Raw genomic sequence first — 14,675 nt, 5'->3', positions numbered from 1 at the left:
GCTTAGCGTACCCAGGTTTGCGGGTTGAGAGGTCGTCCCATATGCCGGATTTCAAAGTACAGGCCGGATTCGCCGCTGTCCAGTGCGCCTGTGTTGCCGAGTGTTTCACCTGCTTTGACCGAACTGCCCACGCTCTTGCCGATGGAGGACAGGCCGGTATACACCGTGAGGTAATTGCCGCCATGGTCAATGATCACGGCGTTGCCGAATCCGCGCAGCGCATCAGCATACACTACGTTGCCGTCGGCGACCGCATGCACGGCCTGACCCGCTGCCGTTTTGATGAACAGGCCCTTCCACGAAGTCCCTTCACTACGGGCGCTGCCAAAGCGGCCGGCCAGTACGCCTGATACCGGCATTTTCATGCGGCCCTGCAGGCTGGTGAAAGCCTTGCCGGCAGCGCTGTTGTCTGCCACATCGTCGACGGGTTTTTCCTGTGGCACCGGCACGGTTTTCTTGGCTACTTCCGGCACCGGCTTGCCTTGCTTGCGGGCGTTTTCGGCCAGCTTGCGACGGCGCTCGTTTTCCTTCTTCGCCGCCATGGCCGCGGCCTGTCTGGCCTTGCGTTCTTCTGCCGCCTTGCGGGCGGCTTCCTTGCGGCGGCGTTCGATTTCCTGATTGATCTGGGCAATCAGGTTGGTCAGCCGCTTTTCATCCTCTTGCAGCTTGCCCAAGCGGCTTTGCCCGGCCTGGATTTCTCCGGACAGCTTGTTCAATTGGGCCTGCTTGCTGGTTTTGTTGTTGAGCAGGGCGCTTTTTTCCCGGCTCTTGTGATTCGACAGGGCGTCCAGCCGGGCCAGCTCCTGTTCCAGTTGGTAGGTGAGCGCTTCCAGTTCGTGCTGGTGGGTAATCAGCTGCGCCACCATCTGCTGCTGGGCTTTGGCAATGTGCTGGTAGTACACCATGTCGCGCGAGGTCTGGTTGGGGTCGTCGGCGTTGAGCATCAGCTTCATGGCGTCGTGATCGCCATTCTTGTACTGCCTGGCCAGCATCTGCGCGACATGCTGCCGAGTGGTAGCCAGCTTGTTTGCGGTGTCTTGTACTTGCTTGCGCAGCTCGGCCAGTTGTTGTGCCGAATTGCTTTGCTTGTTTTCCAGCGTGGCAATCACCTTGCTGGTCTTGGCGATGGCCTGTTCCGACTCCTGAATGGCCGATTTGGCTTCCTGCTGTACCACCTGCTTCTGGGCGAGGTCCTTTTTCAAGCTGTCGATTTCCTTGCGCACCGATTGCAGATTCTGCTGCTGTGGTGCGGTAGACAGGGGAGGAGAGGCAGTGGGTGTCGCGGCGTGGGCCGCGCCGGCCAGCAGGGCGAACAGCAGTATCGGTTTCATTCCATTATCGCTTCGGATTAAGCCTGTGGCCTGCATGATAACAGGCGGATGCGGAGGGATGTGGCCGGAGAGGCAGCCGGTCTGCATGGCAGACCGGCGCAGCGACTTACTGGAAGTCGATCAGCGAACGGCCGGTCATTTCTTCCGGCTGGGGCAGGCCCATCATGGCCAGCAGCGACGGCGAGATGTCTCGCAGTGCGCCACCTTCCTTGATCTTGGCTTTGCGGCCGATGTAAAGGAAGGGCACCTTGTCCAGCGTGTGCTGGGTGTGCGGCTGGTGATGCACAGAGTCGAACATCTGCTCGCAGTTCCCGTGATCGGCGGTGATCAGCACTTCGCCGCCGGCGGCGCGCATGGCATCCACGCAGCGCTTGATGCAGCCATCCAGTGCCTCTACCGCCTTCACTGCCGCATCGAACTTGCCGGTATGGCCCACCATATCGCCATTGGCGTAATTGCAGATGATGGCCTGATATTTGCCCGAGGCAATGGCTTCCACGATGTGGTCGGTCACCTGGGCCGCGTTCATTTCCGGCTGCAAGTCGTAGGTGGCTACCTTGGGCGAGGGCACGAGGATGCGCTCTTCACCCGGATACACCTGCTCTTCTCCACCATTGAAGAAGTAGGTGACGTGCGGATATTTTTCTGTTTCGGCAATGCGCAGCTGCTGCAGGCCCTGTGCGGACAGGTATTCGCCCAGACCATTGCTGATTTTTTGCGGAGCATAGGCCACCGGATTGCGGTAAGCCTCGCCATACGAGGTGAGGGTGGCGAACAGGCCCAACTTGGGCTGGCGGGCGCTAAAGCCGCTGAAGGCCGGGTCGGTCAGTGCGGTGGTGAGCTGGCGGGCGCGGTCGGCGCGGAAATTCATGAACAGGGCGACATCGCCGTCCTGCATCTTCACTGGCTGGCCGATGCTGGTGGCTGCGACGAATTCGTCGTTCTCGTCGCGAGCATAGGCTGCGGTCAATGCAGCCAGACCGCTATCGGCATGGTACAGACCTTCGCCTTCCACCAGCAGGCGATAGGCAGGCTCTACCCGCTCCCAGCGTTTGTCGCGATCCATGGCCCAGTAACGGCCGGTGACCGATACCAGACGCGCTGCCGGGCAGTCCGCCAGCACCTCATCCAGACGCTTGAGGTAGGTTTCTGCACTGCGCGGCGGGGTGTCGCGGCCATCCAGGAAGGCATGCACGTAAATCTTGCTGACGCCCGCGGCCTGAGCGGCACGGATCAGGGCAAAAATGTGATTTTCATGGCTGTGGACGCCGCCATCGGACAACAGGCCCATCACGTGCAGCGCAGAGATTTTTGCTTGCTGGATGGCTTGTTGCAGGACAGGGTTCTGGTCGAAACGGTTTTCTTCGATATCGCAATCGATGCGGCTGATGTCTTGTTGGACAATCCGACCAGCGCCGATGTTGAGATGGCCGACTTCCGAGTTGCCAAACTGCCCTTTGGGAAGGCCAACATGGCCTTCGGAGGCATCGATGACACCGTAGGGAAAAGCCTGTTTCAGTGCGTTCCAGGTGGGGGTATTGGCATGCAGGATGGCGTTGTCGTCGCCCTCCAGTCGGTGTCCGAAGCCGTCGAGGATGAGGAGTAATACCGGTGTGATAGCTGTCATGATGTCCACAATCAGAATATTAGAAATTCTTGATGGTATTGATTTTTTTAGTTAGTATTGTACCGTAGTCAAACCAATATAAATACGCATTGCAATCTACTTAGGAGCAGAGCTTGCTGTTCAACGATGACCAGATCGAACAGTCCTCGAGGGCGATGAAGGCAATGTCGCATCCCTTGCGGTTGAAGATCATTTCGGTACTGGGCGACCAGGAAGTCAGTGTGCAGGATATTGTGGAACAGGTGGGAACCTCGCAGAGCAATATCTCGCAACATCTGGCCATCATGCGCGACAAAGGTGTGCTGCGAACACGCAAGGATGCGAACCGGGTTTATTACCGCGTTGGCGATATCCGGACACTGGAAGTGCTCAAGATGATGCGTGAAGTATTCTGTGGTTTTGTCGACTGACCCATCTGCCAGCCGATATCAATGAAAAAAGGCCGCTCAGCGGCCTTTCTTGCGTCTTACATACAGCGTTTTGTTAACGGTGGCGACAATATCGCCAGCCTGATCCCGGATATCAACCTGCAGCTCCGGCAGATATTTCTCGCCGCCGGCGGTACGTTGGCGGATGTCCTGCAATTGCATCTCGTCCAGGCGGAAGCGCGCGCTGACCACGCCGGTGCCGGGCTTGTGGTATTCGATGGAGCCGGCCTTGTCCCACACCACATAGTCCGGGCCGAGCGACTGTATCAGCATCAGCATGAAAAACGGGTCGGTCATTGAATACAGGCTGCCACCGAAGTGCACGCCGACATAATTGCGGTTGGTCAGACCAAGCCGCAAGCGCACATCAACTTGTTTCCAGTCGGCGGCAATGTGGCAAACCTTGATGCCCGCTCCCAGAAAGGGCGGCCACAGGTTGATGATGGTCTTGATCAGGCGCGGCGAAGGTTTCAACATGGCTGCATTCAAACGGTTGTTTGATTTACATGCTCGGCAAAAAGCTGATCCATGTCAAGTAAACCTGTTTTCGGTTCGTCTGCTTTCAGAATGGCAATTCTGGCTGCGCGCCTTGCGGATGATCGATGATGGCTTCGGTGATGCCTTCGGCCAGACGGAGCAGCACTCTCTCCTGATTCAACAACTCTTGTGGCGATTTAACTGCCTGCCCGTCGCGCTTTTGAACAATGGCATAGCCACGGCTGAGCACCGCTTCCGGGTTCATTGCCTCCAGTGTGGCGTGATGTCGCTGTAGCAATTGCTGTTGTCGGTCCAGCGTCTGGCTGATGCCACGTTGCATGCGCTCGGCCAGGCGGGCAAGGTGTTGCTGCTGCTGGGCAAGCTGTGGCTGGTGCCGCTGCATGCGGCTGCTGGCCAGTTGCAGTGCCCAGCGCCGGCGTGAGAACAGGGTGTCCAGCCCGCGCTGCATACGGTCGCAGGCCTGGGTCAGGGCTAGGGCCTGACGGCGCAGCTTGTCGCCGGGATGTGCCAGACGACGGGCCAGATAGTCCAGTCGTTGGGACTTGTCGGTCAGCAGACGGGACAAGGCCCGCTCCAGCCCGCGCTTGCCTTGCTCCAGTTGCAGCCGCAGTTGTTCCTGACTGGGAGAAACCAGCTCGGCAGCGGCCGTCGGGGTGGGGGCCCGGCGGTCGGCAACAAAGTCGCAGATGGTGAAATCGGTTTCGTGGCCAACGCCGCTGACGGTGGGAATGCTGCAGGCGGCAAGGGCGCGGGCAACGATCTCCTCGTTGAATGACCACAAGTCTTCGATGCTGCCGCCACCCCGGCAGACAATCAGTACTTCCACTTCCTGCCGGGTCGAGGCTTGCTGGATGGCGGTGGCAATTTGCCGGGCGGCCGCTTCTCCCTGCACCTGTGCCGGGTAGAGGATGACGGGAATGCCAGGCATGCGTCGAGCCAGGGTGGTGACGACATCGCGCAGTGCTGCCGCTGCTGGAGAGGTGACGATGCCGATGGCGCGTGGGTGCGGCGGCAAGGCACGCTTGCGGGCCTGATCGAACAAACCCTCGGCATTCAGCTTGGCTTTGAGCTTTTCAAATGCTTCGTACAGTCGGCCCAGTCCGGCCGAGCGCATGGTATCGACATTGATCTGGAAGTCACCGCGGGCTTCGTACAGGGTGACCAGTCCTTTGAGTTCCACCTGCATGCCTTCGGCCAGGCGGAAGGGGAGCAGGCTCAGCTTGTGACGGAACATGACGCAGCGTATTTGTGCGCCGCCATCCTTGAGCGAGAAATAGGCGTGACCGGAGGCTGCCAGCGTCAGATTGGATATTTCTCCGCCGATCCACATGGGGGGCAGGCCCGATTCGAGCAGGTCGCGCGCCATGCGGTTAAGCGAGGAGACACTGATAACGTCGTTGGCCGAGGTATTGAAATTCATGGTTGTCAAGTCATCCACAGCAGGAATACCGTTTTTTGTCGTCTGTAAATTGTCGGACAATGCTTTTGGCTGGGGGTATGTTGCTTTGATTAAATTCTTTTAAAAACAATAGCTTGTGTATTTTGTTCAAATTGCGTGCAGCCGGATGAAAGCGCCGTGCCAGCAGGATATGAGCGGTCTGTTCACAAGCTTATCAACAAAGTTATCCACAGCATCTGTGGATGCGGCCAAATTTCCCTTAGAAAATCGACTCTTAGCGAATTTCCTTACATTGGTTTGGGAAATGTCTTTTTTTATTACCGGCAAGTCTCTGACTACGGTTGCCGAGAACCCTGGCAACCGCTAAAGTTTAGCGTTTAGCTAAAGCTTTGGAGAATGTTTCGTGTGGTCAATCATTGAAGCGGCCGGCTGGCCGATCTGGACCATCATTCTGGCCTCGGTCATTTCGCTGGCCATCATCTTCGAGCGGCTGTTCAGTTTGCGCGCATCGCTGATCGTGCCGGATGGCCTGCTGGCGCAGACTGTAACCGAATATCGCCGGGTTGGCGCCTCTGCAGACCTGCTGCAATTACTCAACAAGCACTCACCGCTGGGCAAGCTGTTTGCCGCCGGCCTGCGCAATGTCAGCGTTAGCCGCGAGGTAATGAAAGACGCCATCGAGGACGAAGGCCGCGTGGTGGCGCATCAACTGGAACGCTTTCTGAATACGCTGGGCACCATCGCGGCCATGGCCCCCTTGCTGGGTCTGCTGGGTACGGTGATCGGCATGATCGAGATTTTCGGGTCGCAGGCTCCGGGCGGTTCTTCCAATCCCCAGCAACTGGCACATGGTATTTCCATTGCGCTGTACAACACCGCCTTTGGTTTGATCGTGGCCATTCCCAGCATGATGTTCTATCGCCACTTCCGCGCCCGCGTGGATGGCTTGCTGGTCGAGATGGAGTCCCAGGCGGTGAAACTGGTGGAAGTGCTGCACGGCGACCGCCAGAACGGCAGCAAGTCATGAATTTTCGTCGCGGACGGCAACGCGAGGAGCCGGAAATCAACTTCATCCCGATGATTGATTTGCTGCTGGTGATCCTGATTTTCCTGATGGTCACCACCACCTATTCCAAATTCGCCGAGCTGAAGATCAATCTGCCCAGTGCCCAGGCCGAAACCAGCCAGCCTGTGGCTACCGAGATCACGGTAGCGGTGGCGGCTTCCGGTGAAATGGAGGTGGCAGGACACAAGCTGGCCGCCGGCGACAAATCTGCCTTGCAGGTGCAGTTGCGCGATGCAGCTGCCGGCAAGAAAGACCCGGTGATCATCATCAACGCCGATGCCAAGGCGACTCATCAGTCGGTAGTGAGTGTCATGGAGGCCGCACGGGCTGCTGGCCTGACCCAGCTGACTTTTGCCACGCAAAACAGCACACCGTGAGTCGCATCAGTCAACGTATCGAACGCCACTGGTATCAACCTACTTGGTGGCTGACAGCCCTTCTGGCTCCGCTGGAAGGGCTGTTTGCACTGGTGTCGGCGCTGCGGCGCACGGCTTATCGCCTGCGACTGCTGCGCAGCCATAAGCTGGCGGTGCCGGTGGTGGTGATTGGCAACATCAATGTGGGTGGTGTCGGTAAAACACCGCTGACCTTGAGTCTGCTGGCCAGCTTGCAAGCCCAGGGCGTGCGGGTGGGGGTGGTGAGTCGTGGCTATGGCGGGACGCACCGGCAGCCAAGGTTGGTGAGTGCCGACTGTAGCCCGGAACTGGTGGGGGACGAGCCACTGCTGTTGGCTGCCAGTGGTGCACCGGTTGTGGTGGGACGGGACCGGGTTGCCGCCGGTGAATGGTTACTGCACTGCCATCCTGATTTGCAATTGATCCTGACCGATGACGGCCTGCAGCACTACCGGCTGGCCCGCACACTGGAAGTGGTGGTGCTGGACGGTGGGCGCGGTCTGGGCAATGGCCATTTGTTGCCGGCAGGCCCGCTGCGTGAGCCGGCCGCACGTCTTGCCAGCGTAGATGCGGTGGTGGTGAATGGCGCAGCCTCCTCCCTGGCACTGCCTGCCACTTTGCCATGCTTTCAGATGCGGCTGAGTGCAGAGCGCCTGGTGGCGCTGGCCGATCCGGCACGGAGTCGCAGCGTGGCGGATTTCGGTGCCGAGCCGGTGCTGGCATTGGCGGGTATCGGTCACCCCGAGCGTTTTTTCAACACCTTGCAAGGCCTGGGATTTTCGCTGCAGCACTGCCTCAGCTTTCCTGATCACCACGATTTCAGCGCGGCGGATTTGCCTGCTGGCGACAGCCCCATCATCGTCACCAGCAAAGATGCGGTGAAATTGCGGCGGGTGATTCATGATGCGGCGCAGCGTGCTAGACTATGGGTCTTGCCGGTTACGGCACAGCTGACGCCGGATCTGGCGGGCTGGCTACTTTCCCGATTGAAGATAAGACATGGACGCTAAATTTCTGGACATCCTGGTGTGCCCGCTGTGCAAGGGCCCGCTGGTATTCGACAAGGCCCAGCAGGAACTGATCTGCAAGGGCGATCGTCTGGCATTCCCGGTGCGGGACGGCATCCCGATGATGCTGGAAACCGAAGCGCGCGAACTGCCGCCGGAAGAAGAAGTAAAATGAGCGGTTTTGCCGTCGTCATCCCTGCGCGCATGGCCTCCAGCCGTTTGCCGGGCAAGCCGCTGGCTGATCTGGCCGGCAAGCCCATGGTGGTGCGGGTGGCCGAGCAGGCGGCAAAAAGTGCAGCCAGCCAGGTGGTGGTGGCTACCGACCATGCCGATATCTTGCAAGCCTGTGCTGCACATGGCATCGCCGCGGTGATGACGCGTGTTGATCACGCCAGCGGCACCGACCGCCTGGCCGAGGTCGCACAGCAGATGCAGTGGGATGACGCGCAGATCGTGGTCAACGTTCAGGGCGATGAGCCCTTGATCGATCCGGCACTGATCGACCGCTTGGCCGCCCTGATGGCCGAGACCAAGGTGCCAATGGCCACCGTGGCCCACCCGTTTCATGCAGCACAAGATATGTTCAATCCCAATGTGGTCAAGGTTGTGCTGGACCATGCTGGGCGGGCCCTGTATTTCAGCCGGGCGCCCATTCCCTATGCCCGTGACGCGTTTGTACACGATACAAGCGTCTTGCCAGCCGACCTACCGGTCTTGCGGCACATCGGCATGTATGCCTATCAGGCAGGTTTTTTGCAGACTTACAGCTCATTGAGCCCGGCACCGCTGGAGCAGTTCGAAGCACTGGAACAGCTGCGCGTGCTGTGGCATGGCTACCCCATCATGGTGGCCACGGTGAGTGAAGCACCCGCGGCCGGCGTGGATACGCCGGAAGACTTGGAACGGGTGCGTGCCGTACTGGCCGGGCGCTGAGCGCCGGGCAAGGCCGCAGCAGAAGACGGCCGATGAACACCAAACACAATAAACGACATACAAACTGACGGGAGTAATTATGCGATTGATTCTGTTGGGCGCTCCGGGCGCTGGCAAGGGCACTCAGGCCAACTATATTCGTGAACAGTTCGGCATTCCGCAGATTTCCACTGGCGACATGCTGCGTGCGGCCGTCAAGGCTGGCACCCCGCTGGGCCTGGAAGCCAAATCCATCATGGATGCCGGCGGTCTGGTGCGCGACGACATCATCATCGGTCTGGTCAAGGAACGTATCGCCGAAGCCGATTGTGTCAACGGTTTTCTGTTCGACGGTTTCCCGCGTACCATTCCGCAAGCCGAAGCCATGATTGCTGCCGGCGTGGATATCGACTACGTGGTTGAGATTGATGTGCCGGATGCGGCCATCGTTGAGCGCATGGCTGGCCGTCGTGTACATCTGGCCTCCGGTCGTACCTACCACATCACCTTCAATCCGCCGAAAGTGGCCGGCAAGGATGACGAGACCGGTGAAGACTTGATCCAGCGTGATGACGACCACGAAGAAACCGTGAAAAAGCGTCTGGCGGTGTATCACGAGCAAACCGAAGTGCTGGTGGGCTTCTATGGCGAGCGCGCTGCCAGCGGCGATGCCAAGGCTCCCAAGTACGTCAAGATCGATGGCACCCAGCCGGTAGATGTCGTGCGTGGCAATGTATTGAAGGCGCTGGGCGCCTGAGCTGCAGACTGAGTGCTTGATGAAACAAAGCGGGCTGCGGCCCGCTTTGTTGTTGCTGTCGCAGCATTTTCGCCTTGCCCATGCTTGTATTGCGATGAATTGACGCTATCTTGCTGGTATACACTGGAACTGTGGTGGTGTTTTGCTTGCCCAAGCCTGTCCGGGACGGCAGCTTCGGTTTTGCCATATTTCCTGCCGGGCAAGAGAAAGAGGTGTTATGTATTACGGAGAGCGCTTCAACGGGATTTCCCACCTGGTGGGCACCGTGCTGGCCATTACCGGGCTGATCAGCCTGGTGTATGTGGCGGCAGAGCAGGGCGATCCCTGGAAAATTGTCAGCTTCAGCCTGTATGGTTCTACGCTGGTGCTGCTGTATCTGATTTCCACGCTGTATCACAGCGCCAAGGGACGGGCCAAGGCCATTTTGCAGAAGTGTGACCATTCGGCCATCTATTTGCTGATTGCCGGCAGCTACACGCCGTATTGTCTGGTCACCTTGCGCGGAGCCTGGGGTTGGACACTGTTCGGGCTGAGCTGGGGCCTGGCCATTTTCGGCATTATCCAGGAGTTGACACTGGGGCGGCGCACCCGGTTGCTGTCGATGATTCTGTATGTGGTGATGGGCTGGCTGGTGGTGATTGCCATGCAGCCGCTGATTGCCGCCATGTCCTGGGGCGGGCTGTTCTGGCTGGCCTTGGGCGGCCTGATTTACAGCGTGGGTATTTACTGGTTTCTCAATGACGAGAAAATCCGCCATGGCCACGGTATCTGGCACTTGTTTGTGCTGGGTGGCAGCATCTGCCAGTTTGTCAGTGTGATGTTTTACGTCGCCTGATTAGCGCCGCCTGACCATGACAAAGCCGCCACAGCGTATGCTGCTGGCGGCTTTGTCATGGGGATGGATTTGCTTACAGTTCAAAGGGCAGCCTGCCTTCGTCCACCATATCGCACAGCGCACTGACCACTACCGGATCAAACTGGCTGCCTGCGCGGCTGCGGATATAGTCCAGGGTTTCCGTCAGCTCCCATGGCTCCTTGTAGGGGCGCTTGTTCAGCAGGGCATCAAACACATCCACCACCGCCACAATGCGGGCAGAGAGCGGTATTTGCTGCTCTTTGAGCTTGTTCGGGTAGCCATTGCCATCGAAGTGCTCGTGGTGGCCGCCGGCAATTTCAGAACCCAGTGACAGATAGCTCTGCCCCTCCACCATCTGTGCCGATTTGGCCAGGATGCTGGCACCAATACCGGCGTGCTGCTCCATGATGCGCCGCTCGTCGGGGTCCAGCTTGCCCGGTTTGAACAGAATGTGATCCGGCGTGCCGACCTTGCCGACATCGTGCAGGATGCTGGCCATGCCCACCATGTCCATGAATTCGGCAGTGAGCAAGTCCAGATACTGCCCGCGCTGGCGGATTTCGCCGGCAATGGCATCGGTGAGCTTCTGCACCCGCAGCACGTGGGCACCGGTATCGGTATCACGATATTCAGCCAGCGCTGCCAGGGCCACCACGGTGGCTTCCTGCGAATGGCGCAGCTGGTTGTAGAGATAAAGGTTGTCGTAGGCCGAGGAAATACGCTGGCAGAACACCTCCAGCAGATTGCGCTCTACATCGTCCAGCGGCCAGGGCGGGGTGAAGTGTACGGCGAATTCGCGCCCGTTCTGCGCGGTAATGCACAGCACATCATAGGGGTGCTGGTAGATATTGCGCTTTTCCTGCAAGGCCTGCCGGATGGCGCTGGCCAGTTCCGGGTAGTCGTCCAGGCTGCCACTTTCCAGCAGGCTTTCATAGGCACCGGCTGCGGCCAGGATTTCCAGTTGTGGCCGGCCCGTCATGTCTGGCGTGCTTTCCACGCAGAGAATGCCATCGGTGCCCACATCCAGAATGGCGCTGATCTGCTTGAGCACGCCAGAGGCGAACTCCTTCAGCGAGAACATCTGGTATAGATCGGCCGCCCCTTCCAGAATCTTGGCCAGACCCTGACGGTTTTTTTCGATGGTGATCAGGTTCTCGTAGGCCCGCAGCGAGGCGATGACCGTGGTAAACAGCTTTTGTACCGTCAGCTCGGTCTTGGTTTTGTAGTCGTTGATATCGTAGTTGAGGATGACTTCCTGTTCCGGTGCCTGGCCGGGTTGGCCGGTGCGCAGCACGATGCGGGTGGTGCTGATCTGCAGTTCCTCGCGGATGCGGCGCACCAGGCGCAGGCCGGCGTCATCGGTCTCCATTACCACGTCCAGCAGTATCAGCGCGACGTCGCCATGCTGTTGCAGCATCTGCAGGGCTTCGCCTGCCGAGTAGGCACTGAGCAGCTCGAGTGCACGATCCTTGTAGCGCATATTGCGGATGGCCAGCGCCGTGGCACTGTGGACATCCGGCTCATCATCCACGATCAGGATTTTCCATGGATGCCTGTACGGGGGCACAGGTGCGCTCAGATCTGGCGGATCATCATCCAGCAGCCAGTCGTCGTCATTTGCTTGCTGCTGGCTCATTGGTTGAACTCCTTGTGCTGAATTTCAGGGGCGATGCAGGGAATGGTGATGATGAAGCTACTACCTTTGCCGACTTCGCTGTGCACCTCGATACTGCCACCCAAACGTTGCCGGATGATGTTGTAGACGATATGCAGACCGAGCCCGCTGCCACCGCTGCCACGGCGCGTGGTGAAGAAGGGGTCGAAGATGCGGCTGAGGTTTTCGGCAGGGATGCCCTTGCCGTTATCCTTGATGCTCAGCTTTACATTATTGTTGCTGCTGCGCTCGGCATGGATGCTGATGGCCCCGCCGGGCTTTTCATCAAAGCCATGCACCAGTGCATTGACCAGCAGATTGGTGATGACTTGCGACACCGCTCCCGGATAGCTGTCCAGCAGCAGGTCGTCTTCGCAGGAGATGTCGATGCTGGTCTGCGAGCGCTTGAAGCGCGGCTTGAGACTGGTGACGATTTCACTCAGATAGTCGTTGAGCTGGAAGTCGCGGCGCTGTTCGCTGGTTTGATCCACCGCCACTTGCTTGAAGCTGTGGATCAGGTTGGCGGCGCGTTCTGCATTGGACAGAATCAGTTCGCAGCACTCTTTGGCGGTATCCAGATAAGCCTGGAAGTCGCTTTTCTTGATGCCGCCGTTATCCAGTTTTTCCGTGATATGCAGGGTCGTGGTGGCCAGGTGTGAGGCCGTGGTCAGGGTAATGCCCACCGGTGTGTTGATTTCATGGGCCACGCCAGCCACCAGGCTGCCCAGCGAGGCGAGTTTTTCAGCCTCAACCAGGGTTTGCTGGGTGTGCACCAGCTGGCGCAGGGCCAGCTCGGCATTGTCCTTTTCCAGACGGGCCTGGGCCTCGGCCGCCGTACGCATGGCGAGGTCAGCCGAAATGCGGTCGACAATGCGGTTGAAGCTGCGGGTGACTGCACCGAACTCATCCTGGGTTTCCTGCGAAATGCGTGAGGACTTGGCGTCATCACTGCTGGCCGCCCGATTCAGTGCATCCTGCAAGCGCTTTAGTGGATCGAACACGAAGCGGTTCAGGTTGTAGGTCATCACGAAGAAGATCAACACGTCCAGTACCACGATTTCCAGCAGGATTTCCAGCAAGTGCACCAGTTGGCGGTGTTCCAGCTGGCTACGGGACAGGTAGACGGTGGCTGTGCCGAGCTTTTCGCGGTTCTGGTAGATGATGGGTAAGCTCAGCACATCATCGCTGCTGGGCTTTTCGGATGGTGCCATGTCGCGCAAGGTGTTGCTGTCGCTGCGGATGCGGCCGATGTTCAGGCCAGCGTCACCGGTAATGCGAATGGCCACCACCGAGTTCCAGCCCAGCTCGGCATCCAGTGTCAGGCGGGTGTAGGAGTCGTCCATCTGCCAGACCCCGTGTGGCAGGGACAAGGATAGCCGCGCCTGCAGTGAGGCGCGTTGTGCCTGGTAGTCTGCTTCATCCTGGCTGCGGTTCTGGTTATAAGACAACAGACCGGTGATTGCCACGATCACGGTCACCCCCATCATCAGCCAGAGCCTGAGCTTTGATTTGATACTGTTCATTGCTTTTATTATCCCTCTTACCCTGTTTGAATCCTAGAAACTCAACACGGGAATTGCTACAACTGTTTGCTAAGCATGTTGGCATCGCAGTATGAAGCTGTCACGGCTGTTATGCGTGATGGGGATAATTTAATGGTTTACGCTTGCAAATGGCAGCACAACCAGCAGGCGTTGGTTGAGAAATGCAGTTTTTTTGCACTCAAGTGCAGCTTGAGCCAGTTGCCATCAGCATATTGGCACTGCTCTGGCTAATGGTGCTAGTTGCTTTTTCCCAGTTTTTGCAGCAGCAGTCCGCCCAGGATCAAGCCCAGTCCGATCAGCGTGGAGGGCAGGATGGGTTCGCCGACAATGAAGTGGATCAATCCCAGTGACAGCAGTGGTGACAGGAAAATCAGGTTGGCGATGCGCGCAGTACTGCTGGTGAGCTTCATCGCGCTTAGCCACAGTACGAAGGTGAAACCCATTTCCAGGCCGCCGACATAGGCGGCACCCGCCAGGCCTTGCCAGGCGACTGGCTTGAGTTCGCCGCTGAAGGCGCAAAAAGCCAGTGTCAGCGGCAAGGACAGCAGGAAATTGAGCGTAAGCCCGATCACCGGTTCGCGTTGATCGCGGGCATTGAAAATCCAGTAGCCGGCCCAGAGCAGGGTGGAGGCCAGGGCGAAGCCAACACCTTTCAGGCTGGAGAAATGCAGTTGCAGCAGCTGGCCATGGGTGCCGATGACCAGCACCCCCAGATAGCAAATCACGGCGGCCAGCATGTCTGGCCGGCTCAGCTTGTGTTTGAGCAGGGGCACTGACAGCAAGGTCATGGTCAGTGCCCAGGTGTAGTTGATGGCCTGTGCTTCTTGCGCGGGCAGCAGGGCGTAAGCCTGGAACAGGATCAGGTAGTAGGCGAGCGGATTGACTGCGCCTAGCAGCAGTGAGCGGCGCCAGTGCTGGCGCAGGGCCGGCAGAAGGCTGGCAAGACGACCTTGCCACAGCAGGATGGAAAACAGGCTGAGTGTGGAGGCGATGCTTGCATACAAAACAAGCTGTGCGGGCGACAGATGCTGCAAACTGATCTTGAAGGCAGCGGCCACCGTAGACCAGGCAAGAACGGCAGAAAGCCCTAGCAGATAAGCTTTTTTTTGTTGAGGCAAGACAATTCTCCACCATATTGGTGGCTCATTTTACACATGGCGAGCGGGCTGCGGGAATCGTTCTTGTATACAAAAACTGGGAT

15 protein-coding genes are annotated in these 14,675 nt (G+C 58.5%); 8 read left to right on the top strand and 7 right to left on the bottom strand.

What is annotated here, in order from left to right; all coding sequences use genetic code 11:
* Positions 1-2 precede the first annotated feature (2 nt).
* Both DBR44_RS06325 and gpmI read right to left on the bottom strand, forming a co-directional pair.
* Positions 3-1,331 carry a murein hydrolase activator EnvC gene (locus DBR44_RS06325; RefSeq protein ID WP_124643097.1) on the bottom strand — a complete coding sequence of 443 codons (1,329 nt, stop codon included), beginning with the start codon at positions 1,329-1,331 and terminating at the stop codon, positions 3-5.
* Positions 1,332-1,437: 106 nt separating this feature from the next.
* Positions 1,438-2,958 carry a 2,3-bisphosphoglycerate-independent phosphoglycerate mutase gene (gene gpmI / locus DBR44_RS06320; protein WP_124643095.1) on the bottom strand — a complete coding sequence of 507 codons (1,521 nt, stop codon included), beginning with the start codon at positions 2,956-2,958 and terminating at the stop codon, positions 1,438-1,440.
* 113 nt (positions 2,959-3,071) lie between these two features.
* Between gpmI and DBR44_RS06315 the strand changes: the two genes are divergently transcribed.
* Positions 3,072-3,368, top strand: a complete 297-nt coding sequence (locus tag DBR44_RS06315) for a helix-turn-helix transcriptional regulator (protein WP_045845528.1) — start codon at positions 3,072-3,074, stop codon at positions 3,366-3,368.
* A gap of 36 nt (positions 3,369-3,404) precedes the next feature.
* Here DBR44_RS06315 and DBR44_RS06310 read toward each other — a convergent pair whose 3' ends face one another.
* Entirely contained in the window at positions 3,405-3,863 is a 459-nt protein-coding gene (locus DBR44_RS06310; RefSeq protein ID WP_124643093.1) for a DUF4442 domain-containing protein, read from the bottom strand.
* 85 nt (positions 3,864-3,948) lie between these two features.
* A complete protein-coding gene (xseA, locus tag DBR44_RS06305) occupies positions 3,949-5,304 on the bottom strand; it encodes an exodeoxyribonuclease VII large subunit (RefSeq protein ID WP_124643091.1) in 1,356 nt (451 codons plus the stop codon).
* Between the two features lie 382 nt (positions 5,305-5,686).
* Between xseA and DBR44_RS06300 the strand changes: the two genes are divergently transcribed.
* From DBR44_RS06300 to DBR44_RS06270, 7 genes are all read left to right on the top strand, one after another.
* Entirely contained in the window at positions 5,687-6,310 is a 624-nt protein-coding gene (locus DBR44_RS06300; RefSeq protein ID WP_124643089.1) for a MotA/TolQ/ExbB proton channel family protein, read from the top strand.
* On the top strand, positions 6,307-6,726 hold the full coding sequence (locus tag DBR44_RS06295) for a biopolymer transporter ExbD (RefSeq protein ID WP_124643087.1): 420 nt from the start codon (positions 6,307-6,309) through the stop codon (positions 6,724-6,726). Before DBR44_RS06300 ends, DBR44_RS06295 begins: the two co-directional genes overlap by 4 nt.
* Complete coding sequence (lpxK, locus tag DBR44_RS06290; protein WP_233578395.1) at positions 6,723-7,754, top strand: tetraacyldisaccharide 4'-kinase; 1,032 nt, start codon at positions 6,723-6,725, stop codon at positions 7,752-7,754. The genes DBR44_RS06295 and lpxK overlap by 4 nt, the downstream gene beginning before the upstream one ends.
* A complete protein-coding gene (locus DBR44_RS06285) occupies positions 7,744-7,926 on the top strand; it encodes a Trm112 family protein (protein ID WP_103524896.1) in 183 nt (60 codons plus the stop codon). The genes lpxK and DBR44_RS06285 overlap by 11 nt, the downstream gene beginning before the upstream one ends.
* Positions 7,923-8,684, top strand: coding sequence for a 3-deoxy-manno-octulosonate cytidylyltransferase (gene kdsB / locus DBR44_RS06280; RefSeq protein ID WP_124643085.1), 762 nt, complete (start codon positions 7,923-7,925; stop codon positions 8,682-8,684). The genes DBR44_RS06285 and kdsB overlap by 4 nt, the downstream gene beginning before the upstream one ends.
* Positions 8,685-8,763: 79 nt before the next feature.
* Complete coding sequence (gene adk, locus DBR44_RS06275; RefSeq protein WP_124643083.1) at positions 8,764-9,420, top strand: adenylate kinase; 657 nt, start codon at positions 8,764-8,766, stop codon at positions 9,418-9,420.
* A 217-nt stretch (positions 9,421-9,637) separates the two neighbouring features.
* Positions 9,638-10,255: a hemolysin III family protein gene (locus tag DBR44_RS06270; protein WP_124643081.1), complete on the top strand. Its 618-nt coding sequence runs from the start codon at positions 9,638-9,640 to the stop codon at positions 10,253-10,255.
* Between the two features lie 73 nt (positions 10,256-10,328).
* Here the strand turns inward: DBR44_RS06270 and DBR44_RS06265 are convergent, their stop codons facing one another.
* The 3 genes from DBR44_RS06265 to DBR44_RS06255 all read right to left on the bottom strand — a co-directional run bounded on the left by DBR44_RS06265 (position 10,329) and on the right by DBR44_RS06255 (position 14,592).
* A complete protein-coding gene (locus DBR44_RS06265; RefSeq protein WP_124643080.1) occupies positions 10,329-11,912 on the bottom strand; it encodes a DUF3369 domain-containing protein in 1,584 nt (527 codons plus the stop codon).
* Positions 11,909-13,453, bottom strand: coding sequence for a sensor histidine kinase (locus DBR44_RS06260; RefSeq protein WP_124643078.1), 1,545 nt, complete (start codon positions 13,451-13,453; stop codon positions 11,909-11,911). The genes DBR44_RS06265 and DBR44_RS06260 overlap by 4 nt, the downstream gene beginning before the upstream one ends.
* 257 nt (positions 13,454-13,710) lie before the next feature.
* A complete protein-coding gene (locus DBR44_RS06255) occupies positions 13,711-14,592 on the bottom strand; it encodes a DMT family transporter (RefSeq protein ID WP_124643076.1) in 882 nt (293 codons plus the stop codon).
* Positions 14,593-14,675 lie beyond the last annotated feature (83 nt).

It is taken from the genome of Aquitalea sp. FJL05 (assembly GCF_003852595.1).
Classification (GTDB): Bacteria; Pseudomonadota; Gammaproteobacteria; order Burkholderiales; family Chromobacteriaceae; genus Aquitalea; species Aquitalea aquatilis.
The sequence above is the reverse complement of the archived record's forward strand: the minus strand, read 5'-3'. Positions and strand labels throughout refer to the sequence as shown.